We start from the raw sequence: 14,463 nt of genomic DNA, 5'->3' as shown, positions 1-14,463 counted from the left end.
AGCCGCTTATAATGTTCGTGTGTGAATGGTAACTCCATCCGTTCCATCTTTTTCAATCACACTCACTACTACTCGTTCTTCATTTGAAGTCGGGATATTCTTTCCGACAAAATCCGGACGTATCGGTAATTCGCGATGACCTCGGTCTACTAATACAGCTAGCTGTATGGAAGAAGGTCTTCCTAAGTCCATGATGGCATCTAATGCAGCCCGAACCGTCCTACCTGTATAGAGAACATCATCTACAAGGATGACTTTTTGATTCGCTACATCATGTTCAATATCTACCTGTTGTACAAATGCTTCTCCTTGCTGATTCTTTAATTGAAGATCATCCCGGTACAATGTGATGTCCAGTTCACCTGTTTTAATAGGTTTACCTTCAATCAGTTCAATTTTATCTGCTAAGCGTTTCGCTAATATCGCACCTCTTGTCTTGATGCCAACTAATATACAGTGATCAATGCCTCGGTTCTTTTCAATAATTTCATGGGCAATGCGTGTGACCGCCCGTGCGATAGCTTGTTCATCTAGTATTTCTGCTTTTTCCGTCATATCATTGAATCCCCTTTCCTTTTACCTTTTTTTATAAAAAAAGCCCTCCAGTCAGAGTAGACTGGAGGGCGGACGTGCAGAAAAAAGCATACATCGATACTTACCGCAGTAAGCTATCATGTAATTCCGTGCAACCTTCCCAGCCTCACAGGACTGACGTTAAAGGTATCGCTATTCAATTGCTTAATAGAGTATACAACTCGTAATAAGCGTTTGTCAACGCTTATTACGAACGTAATTCATTGAGTAATTGTTTGTAATTTTCAGGTAACGGCGCGGTAAACTCCATATATTCACCTGTTGTCGGGTGATCAAAACCAACAGTACCCGCATGCAGTACTTGACCGCCAAAATCAATTGTTTTTCTCTGACCGTATTTCGGGTCTCCTACAAGAGGATAACCAATATATTTCATATGCACACGGATCTGGTGAGTTCTTCCTGTTTCCAGGCGGCATTCAACCAATGTATATGCGCCAAAACGTTCAAGAACCTTAAAGTGTGTAACTGCATTTTTCCCCTCGTCCACAACCGCCATTCGTTGACGATCACGTTTGTCACGCCCGATTGGTGCATCTATTGTACCGTTATCATGCGGAATATGTCCGTGAACTAGAGCAGTATATACACGATTAACTGATTTAGCGACGAGCTGATTAACTAATGAAACGTGCGCTTTATCATTTTTGGCTACCATCAATAACCCCGAAGTATCTTTATCAATACGATGCACAATACCAGGACGTAAGACACCATTAATGCCTGACAAATCTGTTACTTGGTGCATCAATCCGTTCACTAAAGTTCCACTCACATGACCTGCTGATGGGTGAACAACCATTCCGACCGGTTTGTTGACAACCAATACGTCTTGATCTTCGTAAACGATTTCAAGATGTAAATTTTCAGCTTCTACATCATACTCTTCCACTTCTGGTAGCTCTACAATGACTTGATCATCTGTTTTCACTTTATAGTTCGGTTTAACTGAACTGTCATTTACCTTAATATGTTCATCTTTTACCCATTGCTGGATTTGCGTACGTGACCAGTCCGGTTGTAGAGTAGCCAATGCTTTGTCTATTCGATTACCTGTAAGTTCTTCTGTTATTTCATATTCAAATCTTCCCATTACGACACCTTTTTCTTTTTCTTTTTTTCATCAAGCACTACGTGTAACAAAATAAGTATGACAGCAATTGTCAGCGCGGCATCTGCCACATTAAATATCGGAAAATCATAATTTATAACAGGAATCAAGACGCTAATGAAATCTACTACTTCTCCTCTTACCAGTCGATCGATAAAGTTCCCTATCGCACCGCCTAGCAATAACATTAGACTCACACCTAGTAGTCGATCCTTTTTACCTTCTGTATGGAAGAAATAAATTATAGCCGCTACAACTACAATGGTCACAATAAAAAATAGCCACATCTTCCCTTCAAGCATTCCCCATGCAGCACCACGATTACGGTGAGATAGCAATGCAATATAAGGATCCAGAACAGAGATATGTTCACCCAACTCCATATTTTTCACAACTAGCCATTTCGTCAACTGATCCAAGCCAACGATCAGTGCAGCGATTGCATAATAAACGATCACTTCATTACCCTCCGTCCAGCTAATTTCTTCTTTAGTTTACCACAAAAACTCGTCTTCCATTACGTTTCTTAGTCCCGCTATGCAAAAAAAGCCATCATCATCCACGAATGAATGATGATGGCTGTAACATCAAAATTGCTTACGCATAGTTTTCTTTCACAACAGTCGCGCATCGTGTACATAGTGTCGAATGTTCTGCATCTTCTCCAACCGTTTGAGAGATTGTCCAGCATCGTTCACATTTTTCACCTTCAGCAGGTTCTACCAAGACCGTTGCATTTTCTAGTTTCAATGCATTCGGCAACTCTGCATCTGTACTCTCTTCAAAGTCCGAGACGATGAAGAATTGTGCGAAATCAATATCCTCTGCTTGCAAAATACCACGTTGAGCTTCAGGCAACACAACAGTAACTTTTGCCTCCAAAGATTTCCCGATTACTTTCGCGTTTCGTGCTTCTTCAAGAGCTTTCAAAACATCATCACGAATATCCATCAAGTTATCGAAGCGCTCACGAAGCTTGTCCGCTACTTCGCCTTTATGATCAGCTTCAGGCATATCCGTCAATTGGACACTATCTTCTTCAACGTACTGAATATATTTCCACATTTCGTCTGCTGTGTGTGGCAAGATTGGTGTGATGAGCTTGACTAGTGTAATCAAGGTATCATGCATCACCGACTGCATTGCACGACGATCTGGATGATTCTCAGCTTCGATATAGACTACATCTTTCGCAATGTCCAGGTAAAGCGAGCTGAGTACACCTGTACAGAAATTATTGATTGCGTGGTAGACAGTAGGGAACGCATACTGCTCGTATGCTGTAAGCACTTCCTCAGTCAAATCTTGCAACTTCACATAGACGTACTGATCAACTGCACGCATATCATCAAATGCTACACGATCTGTAGCTGGATTAAAGTCAGCTACGTTACCATGCAAGAAACGAATAGTATTACGAATCTTACGGTAGACTTCTGAAACTTGCTTAAAGTTCGAATCAGACACACGAACATCAGCAGTATAATCTACAGATGATACCCATAGACGCACGATGTCTGCGCCAAGTTGATTGATGACTTTTGAAGGGACGATTACATTCCCTAGAGATTTACTCATCTTACGGCCATTTTTGTCCAATGTGAAACCATGGCTCAAGATGCCTTTGTACGGTGCAATACCATTGATCGCTACGCTAGTCGTCAATGAAGAGTTAAACCAACCGCGATATTGATCCGAACCTTCAAGATATAAATCTGCCGGATAACGAAGGTTATCACGTTCATCAAGTACACCTTGATGTGTTGTTCCAGAGTCGAACCAGACATCCATAATGTCTGTTTCTTTCGTGAACTCGCCATTCGGACTTCCTTCGTGCGTGTAGCCTTCAGGTAATAGTTCTTTTGCAGAACGTTCGAACCAAACATTTGATCCATGTTCCCGGAATAAATCTGCTACATGACTGACCGTTTCATCTGTCAGAATTACTTCGCCATTTTCCGCATAGAATACCGGAATTGGAACACCCCATACACGCTGACGAGAAATACACCAGTCGCCACGGTCACGGACCATATTGAATAAACGCGTTTCACCCCAAGATGGCGTGAATGTAGTAGTACGAATTGCTTCGAGTAAATCACTTCTAAACGATTCAATAGAAGCGAACCATTGCGAAGTTGCACGGTAGATGACTGGCTTCTTCGTACGCCAATCGTGCGGATACGAGTGAGTGAAGAATGACAACTTTTGAAGCGCTCCGACTTCTTCCAGTTTTTCAGTCACTGCTTTATTCGCATCTTCATAGAACATACCTTCGAAAAACGGTGCTTCTTCCGTCATGACACCGCGGTCATCAATTGGAGATAATGCATCAATTCCGTATTGCTTACTCACGTAGAAGTCATCTTCACCGTGACCTGGTGCTGTATGAACACAGCCTGTACCAGCATCTGCAGTAACATGCTCACCTAGCATAACTAATGAATCACGATCATAGAATGGATGTCTCGCAACGATGCGATCAAGCTCTACACCTTGAATTTCCTTTTCGATTGAGTACTCTTCCCATTCCAATTCTTTCGCCAAATACTCCACTAAGTCTTTTGCTACTACAAATTTCTCGTTTTGTACTTTTACTACTGCATACGTAAATTTAGGATGAACAGAAATTCCTAAGTTTGCAGGAATTGTCCAAGGCGTTGTTGTCCAGATCAGGAACTTCACATCATGATCCAGTACACCTTTTCCGTCTTGGATTGGGAAGCTTACATAAATAGATGCGGACTTTTTATCTTGATATTCGATTTCTGCTTCTGCTAACGCTGTCTCACTTGAAGGTGACCAATAAACAGGCTTTAATCCTTTATAGATATATCCTTTTTTAGCCATTTCACCAAATACTTGAATTTGACGAGATTCAAATTCAGGCTTCAACGTGATATATGGATTTTCCCAATCTCCGCGAACACCGAGACGCTTAAATTGTTTACGCTGATTGTCGATTTGTTGAAGTGCATACTCTTCACACATTTTACGGAATTCAGCTGTGCTCATTTTCTTGCGATCGACTTTTTTATTCACAAGTGCTTGCTCAATTGGCAAACCATGTGTATCCCACCCCGGTACATACGGAGCACGGAAGCCAGACATTGATTTATAACGAATGATAAAATCTTTTAATACTTTGTTAAGTGCGTGACCCATGTGTAAGTCACCGTTCGCATAGGGAGGTCCGTCATGCAATATGAAGGACGGACGATCTGCAGTACGTTCCTGCACTTGCTGATAGATATTCTTTTCATTCCACTCTTCCTGCATTTTCGGCTCATTATTTGGCAGGTTGCCACGCATAGGGAAATCAGTTTTTGGCATAAGCAATGTATCTTTATATTCCATTATAATTCCTCCTTAAAATATGGGTGATTCATTTTTTCTGTAGAAATGAAATCAACTAGTTCCAGGCACTCTTACGCTTGAGAAATCAGAAAAACCCCATCCCAAAAAGGGACGAGGTTCATTCTCGCGGTACCACCCTACTTGCAATTGCATAAAGCAATTGCCGCTTAGACACTAATAACGGCAGTGTGATACCGAGAACCAAGAGTTACATAAAGGTTCTAGCTCAGGAGTGATTTTCCTTTTTGATGTACCACCGGGCTTACACCGCCCCCGGCTCGCTATGGGCAATATCAGAAAGTACTCTTTCCGTCAACGCTTCTTCATTTTGATTTACTTTTCATTATAAAAATGTGTTCGGAAGTTGTCAAGCTTCTTCCTTCTTCTTAACTAGTTCTTCGTCTAGACTGTCTACATTCGGAATATCTAACTCTTGCTCAGCTACACTTTCTACGCTAGATGTATCCAACTCATACTTCAATAGGTCGTCCCAATCTTCTGTATTGATCATATCAAGTTGTGCTTCTACCATCATCTTGAAACGACTTTTGAATACTTTTGACTGTTTCTTCAACACTTCCACTTCGAGTGCAATCTTTCTTGCCTGCGCAAGTGCGTCATTTACAAGACGATCTGCATTCTTTTCTGCTTCGGAAATGATTAACTTTGATTCTTGAATAGCATTTTTACGAACGTCTTCTGCAGCTTCTTGTGCAATTAGAATCGATTTTTGCATCGTTTCTTCTATTAAATTAAAGTGAGTAATCTTTACTTCATTGTCAGAAACCGTTTTTTCAAGATCTTCATTTTTCTTTAGTACATTTTCATAGTCTTTCATCAGTTGTTCTAGAAAACCATTCACTTCATCTTCATCATAGCCACGAAATTTCGTATTAAACGTTTTGTTATGTATATCCGTAGGGGTTAAAGCCATAATACGCTTTCTCCTTTCAGTATGCTTACATAGTTTACAATGTGATTGTGTTTACTACTTGATTAAACACTACTTTTCTTAATTTATCAAGGATTCAATTCAGACTAGCGCACCGATCATCACCCGAATTTTATCTTTCTTTGTACGGCCTTCGATACTCATGATTCTAAAGCGGCCATATCCTCTGATGGATAGAACATCATATTCTTCTACTTCAAATGCTTGTTGATCAATCATAGCCCAGTTCACTTTTACTTTCTCCGCCTTAATAAGTGACGAAGCTTTAGCTCTTGAACTGTTTGTTAATGCCGCTACAACTACATCCAAACGCAATGAACTCACAATATGAAGCTCTTCTGTCCACTCTTCTTTTACATTGATGAAGTCTTCTGTGTTCAGAACTGGCTCTACAGAAACTTTCACTTTGCCGACTTGAGTGAAATGGACATGGATGTATTCAGACACTTCCTGAGCAACCGCAAATTGTACTGCTTCTTCGGTTAGTTGAATATCACCAAACCGCGAACGCTCAATTCCAACAGACAGTAAAGATCCAAGAAGCTGGGAATGCTTCATTGTGACGAATTTTTGCGGATAGTTCACCTTATATATACTGATTTGAAAATCCTCTTTGGTCGGAGTGTAATAATCAGGATAGATTAACACACGCTGGCGTTCCGCATCGTGAAAACCACCTTCAGCCGTCAACGTAAGATCTGAATTCCTCACAATTGATTCTGTTATAAAGCGCTGACGTGGATCCATAAACTCTGTTAGCTTAGGTGCGTACGTATCTTCTACTTCTTTCACCCAACTATTTACTTTTTCAATAAACGGTTGTTCTTCTTTACGAAAATGTTGAAATATCGAATCCATTCTATTTCTTCTCCTTATATAAAAAAATCCCCACCTTGTGAGGATTTCCAATTTCAGTTAAGGTTATACTTAATTTACTAATGCTTGGAAAATCATTAAATAAATCTGACCAATCCCTCGGCTAATTAATTGTAATGATAGTAATGCGACAATCGGTGAAAAATCAATCATACCAAACGGCGGTATGAACTTACGGAAAAAACCTAAATATGGTTCTGCTACTTTTGCTATAAGCTGCCCAAATTTGGTTTCTCTAGTAGAAGGAACCCATGACATTAAAATATAAATGACCAACAGGATAGAATATAATTGTAGGGCTCCAGAGATCAATAAATAAGAATTATTTAATAATGCGATCATAATAACATGTACACCTCATTCAAATTGTTCGACTTTCATTGGTTGAAAGTTCTAAGTTGCGTAGCCTATCGTTCTTGTTGTTCTGATAGAAATTCCGTAATTTTACCGGCTACTTCTACGTTGTCGGGTGCACATAAAAATATATCTGCGCCAATTCGTTGAATGTCGCCACCAAGGGCATAAACTGTACCACTCAGGAAATCAATAATACGAAATCCTTGATCCCGTTCTATCTGCTGTAAGTTCACTACGACAGAACGGCGGTTTTTCAGATGTTCTGCAATATCCTCTACTTCTGCATATGAACGCGGCTCGAGTAGAATGACTTTTGATGATTTTTGTAGACTTTGCAGACTAATTACTGGCGCTTGTGTAGATGATGGTGGTTGCTGAGATGCTTGAGGACGACTATTGACAGCTCGTTTCTTACCACCTAACTTCTTCATCTCTTTACGAGCCATTGCTTGTTCACCTTTTGTTGGTTTATTTTGAGCTTTCGGTTGTTGAACTAAGTCTTCTTCCTGTACCCAAAACATTTTTTCTAGTCGTTTTTTGAGGCTCATTCAGTTTCCCCGCTTTCTGACCCGGCCAATGCAGTGCCGATACGTATATGCGTTGCACCTTCTTCTATCGCGATTGTAAAGTCATTAGACATACCCATGGATAGTTTGGTACACGGTGCATAAGACAATCCTTTAGCTACGATTCTGTCTCGTAGTTCACGTAAAGAACGGAATGTGTTGCGAACTACAGATTCATCATCGGTATTTTGCGCCATTGTCATGAGTCCAATTACATGAATATTTTCGTAAGTTGCCAATTGTTCAAAGAACATATCTACTTCATCCGGAGTGATCCCGGATTTAGATTCTTCGCCTGAAACATTGACTTGTACAAAACAATCTAGCGGCTTACTTGCCCGCTTATTCACTTCTTTCGCAAGACTTAACCGATCCAAAGAATGAAGGCAGTCAATCGTATTGACTAATTCTTTAACTTTGCGCGTCTGTAAGTTACCGATGAAGTGCCACTTTACCCGATCTTCAATCGCTTCTTGTTTTTCGAGCAATCCTTCGAGACGATTTTCTCCTAAGTCCGTAATCCCAATATCTAGTAGGGACTGCGCTCTAGCGGGAGACACTTGCTTCGTGACAGCTATTAGCGTGATGTCATTCGAGCTACGATTTGATGTTTCACATGCTTCGTTTATTTGTTTTTGTATAGTTGCTAGTCGTTGTTCTACTTGTTCCATATTATCACTACTTTTCATCATCTTTATTTCATTGTATCAATTAGGGCATTATATATCAACGATAAGTCATTAGTTGAGACGTTTATTCTCAATCAAGATAATATCTTTTCCAATCGTCATGACGTCTTTGTAATTGATTTTTTGAACACCCTTTGACTTGCTGTCTGAGAAAAAGGAGCGTTCAAGTTCGCCTATATGAAGTTGCGCAATCTCACCTTTTTCGATGTCAATTGTGGCATCTTGAACAAAACCAAGGAAAGAACCTTTTTTCAGTTCAATGACTTCTTTTTTCTGCAAGCTGGAAAAACGCATAGTTTCCCCTCCTTCTTTCATACTATGCATAGTGAGTTTTAATGAGAACGTCGGAAAACTGACTTCAAAGTGAAATATTGCGCTGGTCCTCCAGGAGTCGCCACCTCTTACACTTACATCGTCACGTTAGACTGTAAGTAGTTCCAGACTTCATTTTAAATAGTGGCGCTTTTTAACTTTTCTATGTATAAGTTCATGTACGGTATAGAGCAAAAGCTTAATGAGCGGTTACGAAAGCGGTTTGATCACTTATTGGCTATTTAGAGCGTTCACCGACTAAGTATGATCGCTTATGGTGATTGATGAGCGCTTATACAGTTATTATGATCACTTAGGCGAATTAATGAGCGCTTGCCGTGATAGTTATAGGGTTTGGGATACTATAATGCTGCCAATGATCACACACGTGGATTATCGTTTTAGGCGCACATTCGCATTGCTAACAATACAAAAACTGCCCTCCCCACTCTCAAGTGGCAAGGACAGTCTCTGTATATCAATCGCAATCACTATTTCTTCTGCTCAATCCCAAGCCGAATCTGTTCCATCGCATGCTTCTCAATTCTCGAGATTTGCGCTTGTGAGATCCCGAGCTCCTTGGCGATTTCGGTTTGCGTCTGACCGAGGTAAAATCGTTTGGAGACGATTAGCTGTTGACGTTCGTCCAGCTCGCCCATCTTATCTTTAATGGACACGTAGTTCATCCAGCGGTCTTCAGATACTCTCTGATCATGTAGCTGATCCATCATATAAATCGGATCGCCGCCATCGCTATTCATTGGCTCGTGCAAAGACATAGGGTCTTGTATAGCATCTAAGGCGAAGAGTATATCTTCTTCCGGTATGCCTGTAATCTTCTCGAGATCTGAAATTCTTGGTTCGTGTTGATGTTCGTTGACATATTGTTCTTTTGCCCTGATGGCTTTATACGCGATATCACGTAATGATCTGGATACACGAACAGCATGGTGATCACGAAGATGTCGCTTGATTTCTCCAATGATCATCGGCACAGCGTAGGTGGAAAACCGGACATTATGTTTTAAATCGAAATTGTCTATGGCTTTCAACAACCCAATACAACCAACCTGGAATAAATCATCAGCCTGCTCTCCACGATAGTTAAAGCGCTGAACAAGACTAAGTACGAGACGCAAATTCGCAAATACCAATTCATCTCTGGCAAATTCGTCACCGCTTTGCAAACGGATGAATGTCTCTTTCATCACATCTGCAGTTAATAAAGGCAGCTCGGACGTATTGATCCCACAAATCTCTACTCTTGTACGTACCATTGGCTCTTCCTCCGCATTCTATAGGTGAGTGTACAGAGTAGTGTGTCCTCAACTCTTTAGAATATGCGAATTCACGAATCGCCAATTTCTGCCGATAAGTCCAGTTATGAAATGGGCTGATTTAGTCGATCTCGTAGCTCAGAAATTATTTTCTTTTCCAGTCTAGATATATAAGATTGCGATATACCAAGAAGATCCGCCACTTCTTTTTGCGTCATTTCATTCGTTCCCATCAATCCGAATCGCTGTTCCATAATATAACGTTCTCTTTCATCTAAAATGGAAATGGCATCAATCATATATTGACGCTCCAGCTTTTTCTCTACGTCGTCTGTAATGATATCTTCATCTGTACCTAAGATATCTGATAGAAGCAACTCATTTCCATCCGCATCTGAATTCAACGGCTCATCAAATGAAATTTCTGAACGAATTCGATTTGTTTTACGCAAATGCATTAAAATTTCATTTTCAATACAACGGGAAGCGTACGTTGCAAGCTTAATGTTTTTATCCGCTTTAAAAGTTTCGATTGCTTTGATTAGTCCAATCGTTCCTATACTAATAAGATCTTCAATGTTCGTGTTCGTATTATCGAAGCGTCTTGCGATATAGACAACGAGACGTAAATTCTTTTCGATCAATGTGTCACGTGCTGCTGGGTCACCTTTCATTAATGCTGCAATCATTTTTGCTTCCTGCTCTTTATCGAGAGGCTTAGGAAGGGATTCATGTCCACCAATATAAAATATGCCGCCTTTTCGTCTGAAGAATCCCGCAATATAAGACACCCATTTTTTCACTTCTATCAACATATAGCCGTTCTCCCTTCTTCTTTTAGTACATCCATCGCACTCATTTGCAAAATAGCTGCTGCACCTTGAGGGTATTGACGCTGTTCTCTCGTCAAGACGACATATCCTACAGGCATTAACTCACCTTCGAGCAACCACCTATCGTACTTGATTCCGACAGCCCACGAAGCTCCTTGAACAGTCTGCAATCGTATTAACCGAAGACATCTTTGGTAAGTGGTAGGAAAACTAGCCAAGTCTGGCGATTTTTCAGGATTCCATGACTCTAGTGCTGAAGCGAAGTCGACTGGTAGCTGTTCTTTTACTGCCTGATAGCCAATAAAATGTACAGGATCTCCTGATAATGGTTCTACGCAATGATTACCCGTATCGATGAATACCTTAAGCGGAATTACTTCCCCCCATAAATTCAATTCTGAATCGAGCGTGAAACTCATTAACTTATTCATCATGCGTGTATCAATCCATTTATGCTTCACGATGTATAACGAAAGATAGGTTAGACCAATTGCTACGAATAAAAAGCTCTGATTTACGCTGATACTAATCTGTGCGTAGATCAAGGTCAACATTCCTCCTGCGAAGAAAGCCGCGATCAGTACTGCGAGGATCGAACTTTTCCAACTACCAAACGTTTGTCCAAATGCAATATACGTCATTCCTAAGAAAGTGAAGATCATCGCTAGCACAGAATACGGGAACAACGTAATAAAGAAGGCTCCGAGAAATGCTGCGCTCCATAACCTCCTCCTGCTCGTTTGATGATTTCCAACTTTATTAGTGAATGATAGGATGGCGTAGTTAAAGAGCATATTGATCCCTATCATCAGTTCTCCATACATATGCCGGCCTCCTTACAAACAGATTATCATGGCTTTAATGAAAAACCTGTCGGGCTTTGGATGGTTTACGATAAAATCTTCGACATATTTTTAAGCACTTAGCGTAATCACTCTTAAACAAACATAAAAAAGCTTCCCGCATGAGAAGTTCATCTCCTGCGGGAAGCTTGTTCTATTTATTATTTACGACGCGTACGATTACGTAAGAACGTTGGGATATCCAGTTGTTCTTCGTGCTGATGCTGATTAACCTGTGGCTGTCTAGGCTCAGATTGTTGCTCGTAACGTGGTTGCTCTTCATATCTGCTTTGTGTTGGCGGTTGCTGTTGTACAGGTCGTTGTGGGCGAATGCCACCCGTTACACCAGCACCTCTTTGTCTTGAAGGAGCTAACTGTTCTTCGTTAAATCCTGTCGCGATAACTGTTACGATGATTTCATCTTTCAAGTCGTCGTTAATCACAGAACCGAAGATCATATTGACGTTTTCGTCTGATGCAGTAGCAACAATATCTGCCGCTTCCTGGACTTCAAACAAGCTCAAGTTCGAGCCGCCTGTAATATTCATTAAGACACCTTTGGCTCCATCGATGGATGTTTCAAGCAACGGACTAGAAATAGCTTTTTTTGCTGCTTCCGCTGCACGATTTTCACCAGTAGACATACCGATTCCCATCAATGCAGAACCTTTGTTATACATGATTGTTTTCACGTCAGCAAAGTCAAGGTTGATCAATCCAGGTACTGCGATCAAATCAGAGATACCTTGTACACCTTGACGCAATACATTGTCAGCTTCTCTAAACGCTTCAAGCATTGGAGTGTTCTTATCAACAATCTCAAGCAATTTATCGTTTGGAATAACAATTAGCGTATCGATTGCTTCTTTCATGCTTGCGATACCGCCAGCTGCGGAAGTAGATCTCTTTCTTCCTTCGAAAGTGAACGGACGTGTAACCACGCCTACAGTCAACGCGCCAATATCTTTAGCGATTTGAGCAATAACCGGTGCTGCACCCGTACCCGTTCCGCCCCCCATACCAGCTGTAACGAAGACCATATCAGCGCCACGTAGAGCTTCTTCAATCTGCTCTTTACTTTCTTCAGCTGCTTTTTTTCCTACTTCAGGGTTAGCACCTGCGCCTAGTCCTCTAGTAAGCTTCTCACCGATTTGTAGTTTAATTTCAGCCGATGATAATTGCAATGCTTGAGCATCCGTGTTTACCGCGATAAACTCTACGCCCTGCACTCCATGTTCAATCATACGGTTGACCGCATTGTTTCCGCCGCCGCCTACTCCAATAACTTTAATTACCGCTAATGCATCTATGTTCGTCTCAAATTCAAGCATTGATTTTCCTCCTCTAAATTATCTGCAATTTCCCACCTAACACAATGTTTACTCAAAGAAATTGTCGAATACTTTTTTAGCGCGTTTCATGAATCCTTGACTTTTTTCCTTTTTCGGTTTGACTGGCCTAGCTAAAGGTTCCGCAACTTCATAAATGGAGTCTGATGATTGAGGTGAACCAACTGGCTCTTCTTCATAACCAAAGAACACATCTTCCATATACGCATAGCGAATCAAGCCAACCGCAGTAGAATACATCGGCTCACGGACACCAATATATTCTGGTGTGTATAATCTAGCTCTTGTTTTAAAGACATCACGAGCCAACTGCAATATTCCGTCCAGCTTAGCTGTACCGCCTGTGATCACGATACCGCCAGGCAAGTCACGGATACCTGTTGCATACAAATCTTCGAGAATCAATTCAAACAATTCTTCAAGACGTGAACCGATCACATCAGAGATATAACGCTGACTGTATTGATCTTTTGCATCTGAACCTACTACTGGTACTTCAAATAATTCTTCATCCGAAGCGTCATCATAATAAGCGTGTCCATACTGATGCTTAATCATTCTAGCTTGTTCTGTAGGTGTTTTTAAGACGATTGATAAGTCTTTTGTAATATGATCTCCGCCAACTGGTAATACAGACGTACTGATCAAACGATTTTCAGCGAATACCGAAACCGTAGTTGACCCTCCGCCAATATCGATAAAGGCACTTCCATGATACATTTCATCTTCAGATAATGCGAATGTACCTGCCGCCAACGGTTGCAAATAAATTTCACGAATTTGTAAACCGGCTTTTTCTACACAGCGTAAAATGTTATGTAGTTGAGTTTTGGACGTCGTAATTAACGTTGCGTCCATTTCCAATCTTACTCCCATCATACCACGGGGATCTGTGATTTCATCATAATCATCGACAATAAATTGCTTTGGCACTAAATTGACGAATTCTCTTTCAGGTGGAACATTCATTACTTGTGATGATTTCATAACTCTTTCTAGATCATCATCTGTAATTTCACGATTTTCAGAGTTCACTGCCACAACGCCTTTGACGTTTTGGAACTGGACACCATTTGCAGGTATGCCAAGAACTACTTCCTCAATTTTTAAGCCTGTCATTCTTTCAGCCTGTTCAATCGCTTTACGGATTGACTGGACAGTGGCATCAATATCAATAATTGTTCCTTTGCGAATTCCAGCAGATTGTACATTTCCTACACCGATTACATGCAGGGCATTTTGATCCATCTCCCCAATTAAGACTTTAATTGTGGATGATCCTATATCAAGTGATACGTAATGATTTGATTTACTCAATTATTGACACCTCCTTAATGTAACTAGTAAC

At 40.7% G+C, this 14,463-nt stretch carries 15 protein-coding genes and 1 other annotated feature; all 15 genes read right to left on the bottom strand.

The annotated features are described in order from the left end of the window. Nucleotides 1–6: 6 nt before the first annotated feature. Nucleotides 7–555 (bottom strand): bifunctional pyr operon transcriptional regulator/uracil phosphoribosyltransferase PyrR, encoded by a 549-nt coding sequence (gene pyrR / locus CSV68_RS04165; RefSeq protein ID WP_099633116.1) that lies wholly within the window; start codon nt 553–555, stop codon nt 7–9. Nucleotides 556–781: 226 nt separating this feature from the next. Then, nucleotides 782–1,687: an RluA family pseudouridine synthase gene (locus tag CSV68_RS04160; RefSeq protein WP_099633115.1), complete on the bottom strand. Its 906-nt coding sequence runs from the start codon at nt 1,685–1,687 to the stop codon at nt 782–784. Then, the gene (lspA, locus tag CSV68_RS04155) at nt 1,687–2,163 is read right to left on the bottom strand and encodes a signal peptidase II (RefSeq protein WP_099633114.1); all 477 of its coding nucleotides are present in this window, start codon (nt 2,161–2,163) and stop codon (nt 1,687–1,689) included. Before lspA ends, CSV68_RS04160 begins: the two co-directional genes overlap by 1 nt. Before the next feature lie 139 nt (nt 2,164–2,302). Beyond that, nucleotides 2,303–5,062, bottom strand: coding sequence for an isoleucine--tRNA ligase (gene ileS, locus CSV68_RS04150; protein ID WP_099661523.1), 2,760 nt, complete (start codon nt 5,060–5,062; stop codon nt 2,303–2,305). A 104-nt stretch (nt 5,063–5,166) separates the two neighbouring features. Beyond that, nucleotides 5,167–5,387, bottom strand: a binding site (T-box leader). A gap of 42 nt (nt 5,388–5,429) precedes the next feature. Beyond that, on the bottom strand, nt 5,430–5,996 hold the full coding sequence (locus tag CSV68_RS04145; protein ID WP_099633112.1) for a DivIVA domain-containing protein: 567 nt from the start codon (nt 5,994–5,996) through the stop codon (nt 5,430–5,432). A 99-nt stretch (nt 5,997–6,095) separates the two neighbouring features. Then, entirely contained in the window at nt 6,096–6,872 is a 777-nt protein-coding gene (locus tag CSV68_RS04140; protein ID WP_099633111.1) for a YlmH family RNA-binding protein, read from the bottom strand. A gap of 69 nt (nt 6,873–6,941) precedes the next feature. Next, a complete protein-coding gene (locus CSV68_RS04135) occupies nt 6,942–7,232 on the bottom strand; it encodes a YggT family protein (protein ID WP_099633110.1) in 291 nt (96 codons plus the stop codon). Between the two features lie 65 nt (nt 7,233–7,297). Continuing rightward, on the bottom strand, nt 7,298–7,795 hold the full coding sequence (locus tag CSV68_RS04130; RefSeq protein WP_099633109.1) for a cell division protein SepF: 498 nt from the start codon (nt 7,793–7,795) through the stop codon (nt 7,298–7,300). Further along, nucleotides 7,792–8,484, bottom strand: a complete 693-nt coding sequence (locus tag CSV68_RS04125) for a YggS family pyridoxal phosphate-dependent enzyme (protein WP_233192857.1) — start codon at nt 8,482–8,484, stop codon at nt 7,792–7,794. The genes CSV68_RS04130 and CSV68_RS04125 overlap by 4 nt, the downstream gene beginning before the upstream one ends. A gap of 69 nt (nt 8,485–8,553) precedes the next feature. After that, nucleotides 8,554–8,796 (bottom strand): PRC-barrel domain-containing protein, encoded by a 243-nt coding sequence (locus tag CSV68_RS04120; protein ID WP_158232988.1) that lies wholly within the window; start codon nt 8,794–8,796, stop codon nt 8,554–8,556. 509 nt (nt 8,797–9,305) lie between these two features. Next, nucleotides 9,306–10,091, bottom strand: coding sequence for an RNA polymerase sporulation sigma factor SigG (sigG, locus tag CSV68_RS04115; protein ID WP_099633106.1), 786 nt, complete (start codon nt 10,089–10,091; stop codon nt 9,306–9,308). 104 nt (nt 10,092–10,195) lie between these two features. Then, the gene (gene sigE, locus CSV68_RS04110) at nt 10,196–10,906 is read right to left on the bottom strand and encodes an RNA polymerase sporulation sigma factor SigE (protein WP_099633105.1); all 711 of its coding nucleotides are present in this window, start codon (nt 10,904–10,906) and stop codon (nt 10,196–10,198) included. Then, a complete protein-coding gene (locus CSV68_RS04105) occupies nt 10,900–11,748 on the bottom strand; it encodes a sigma-E processing peptidase SpoIIGA (RefSeq protein ID WP_099661521.1) in 849 nt (282 codons plus the stop codon). The genes sigE and CSV68_RS04105 overlap by 7 nt, the downstream gene beginning before the upstream one ends. 179 nt (nt 11,749–11,927) lie before the next feature. After that, nucleotides 11,928–13,097, bottom strand: a complete 1,170-nt coding sequence (ftsZ, locus tag CSV68_RS04100) for a cell division protein FtsZ (protein WP_099633103.1) — start codon at nt 13,095–13,097, stop codon at nt 11,928–11,930. Between the two features lie 48 nt (nt 13,098–13,145). Beyond that, nucleotides 13,146–14,432, bottom strand: coding sequence for a cell division protein FtsA (gene ftsA, locus CSV68_RS04095; RefSeq protein ID WP_099633102.1), 1,287 nt, complete (start codon nt 14,430–14,432; stop codon nt 13,146–13,148). Between the last annotated feature and the right edge of the window lie 31 nt (nt 14,433–14,463).

The organism is Sporosarcina sp. P29, from assembly GCF_002743265.1.
In the GTDB taxonomy this organism is placed as follows: Bacteria; Bacillota; Bacilli; order Bacillales_A; family Planococcaceae; genus Sporosarcina.
The sequence above is the reverse complement of the archived record's forward strand: the minus strand, read 5'-3'. Positions and strand labels throughout refer to the sequence as shown.

Bases quoted from the DNA above. Each gene is read 5' to 3' on its own strand.
- CSV68_RS04145 (WP_099633112.1), bottom strand. From the start codon at position 5,996: ATGGCTTTAACCCCTACGGATATACATAACAAAACGTTTAATACGAAA.
- CSV68_RS04135 (WP_099633110.1), bottom strand. From the start codon at position 7,232: ATGATCGCATTATTAAATAATTCTTATTTATTGATCTCTGGAGCCCTA.
- ftsZ (WP_099633103.1), bottom strand. From the start codon at position 13,097: ATGCTTGAATTTGAGACGAACATAGATGCATTAGCGGTAATTAAAGTT.
- CSV68_RS04130 (WP_099633109.1), bottom strand. From the start codon at position 7,795: ATGAGCCTCAAAAAACGACTAGAAAAAATGTTTTGGGTACAGGAAGAA.
- CSV68_RS04140 (WP_099633111.1), bottom strand. From the start codon at position 6,872: ATGGATTCGATATTTCAACATTTTCGTAAAGAAGAACAACCGTTTATT.
- pyrR (WP_099633116.1), bottom strand. From the start codon at position 555: ATGACGGAAAAAGCAGAAATACTAGATGAACAAGCTATCGCACGGGCG.
- CSV68_RS04160 (WP_099633115.1), bottom strand. From the start codon at position 1,687: ATGGGAAGATTTGAATATGAAATAACAGAAGAACTTACAGGTAATCGA.
- sigE (WP_099633105.1), bottom strand. From the start codon at position 10,906: ATGTTGATAGAAGTGAAAAAATGGGTGTCTTATATTGCGGGATTCTTC.
- sigG (WP_099633106.1), bottom strand. From the start codon at position 10,091: ATGGTACGTACAAGAGTAGAGATTTGTGGGATCAATACGTCCGAGCTG.
- CSV68_RS04125 (WP_233192857.1), bottom strand. From the start codon at position 8,484: ATGGAACAAGTAGAACAACGACTAGCAACTATACAAAAACAAATAAAC.
- CSV68_RS04120 (WP_158232988.1), bottom strand. From the start codon at position 8,796: ATGCGTTTTTCCAGCTTGCAGAAAAAAGAAGTCATTGAACTGAAAAAA.
- CSV68_RS04105 (WP_099661521.1), bottom strand. From the start codon at position 11,748: ATGTATGGAGAACTGATGATAGGGATCAATATGCTCTTTAACTACGCC.
- ileS (WP_099661523.1), bottom strand. From the start codon at position 5,062: ATGGAATATAAAGATACATTGCTTATGCCAAAAACTGATTTCCCTATG.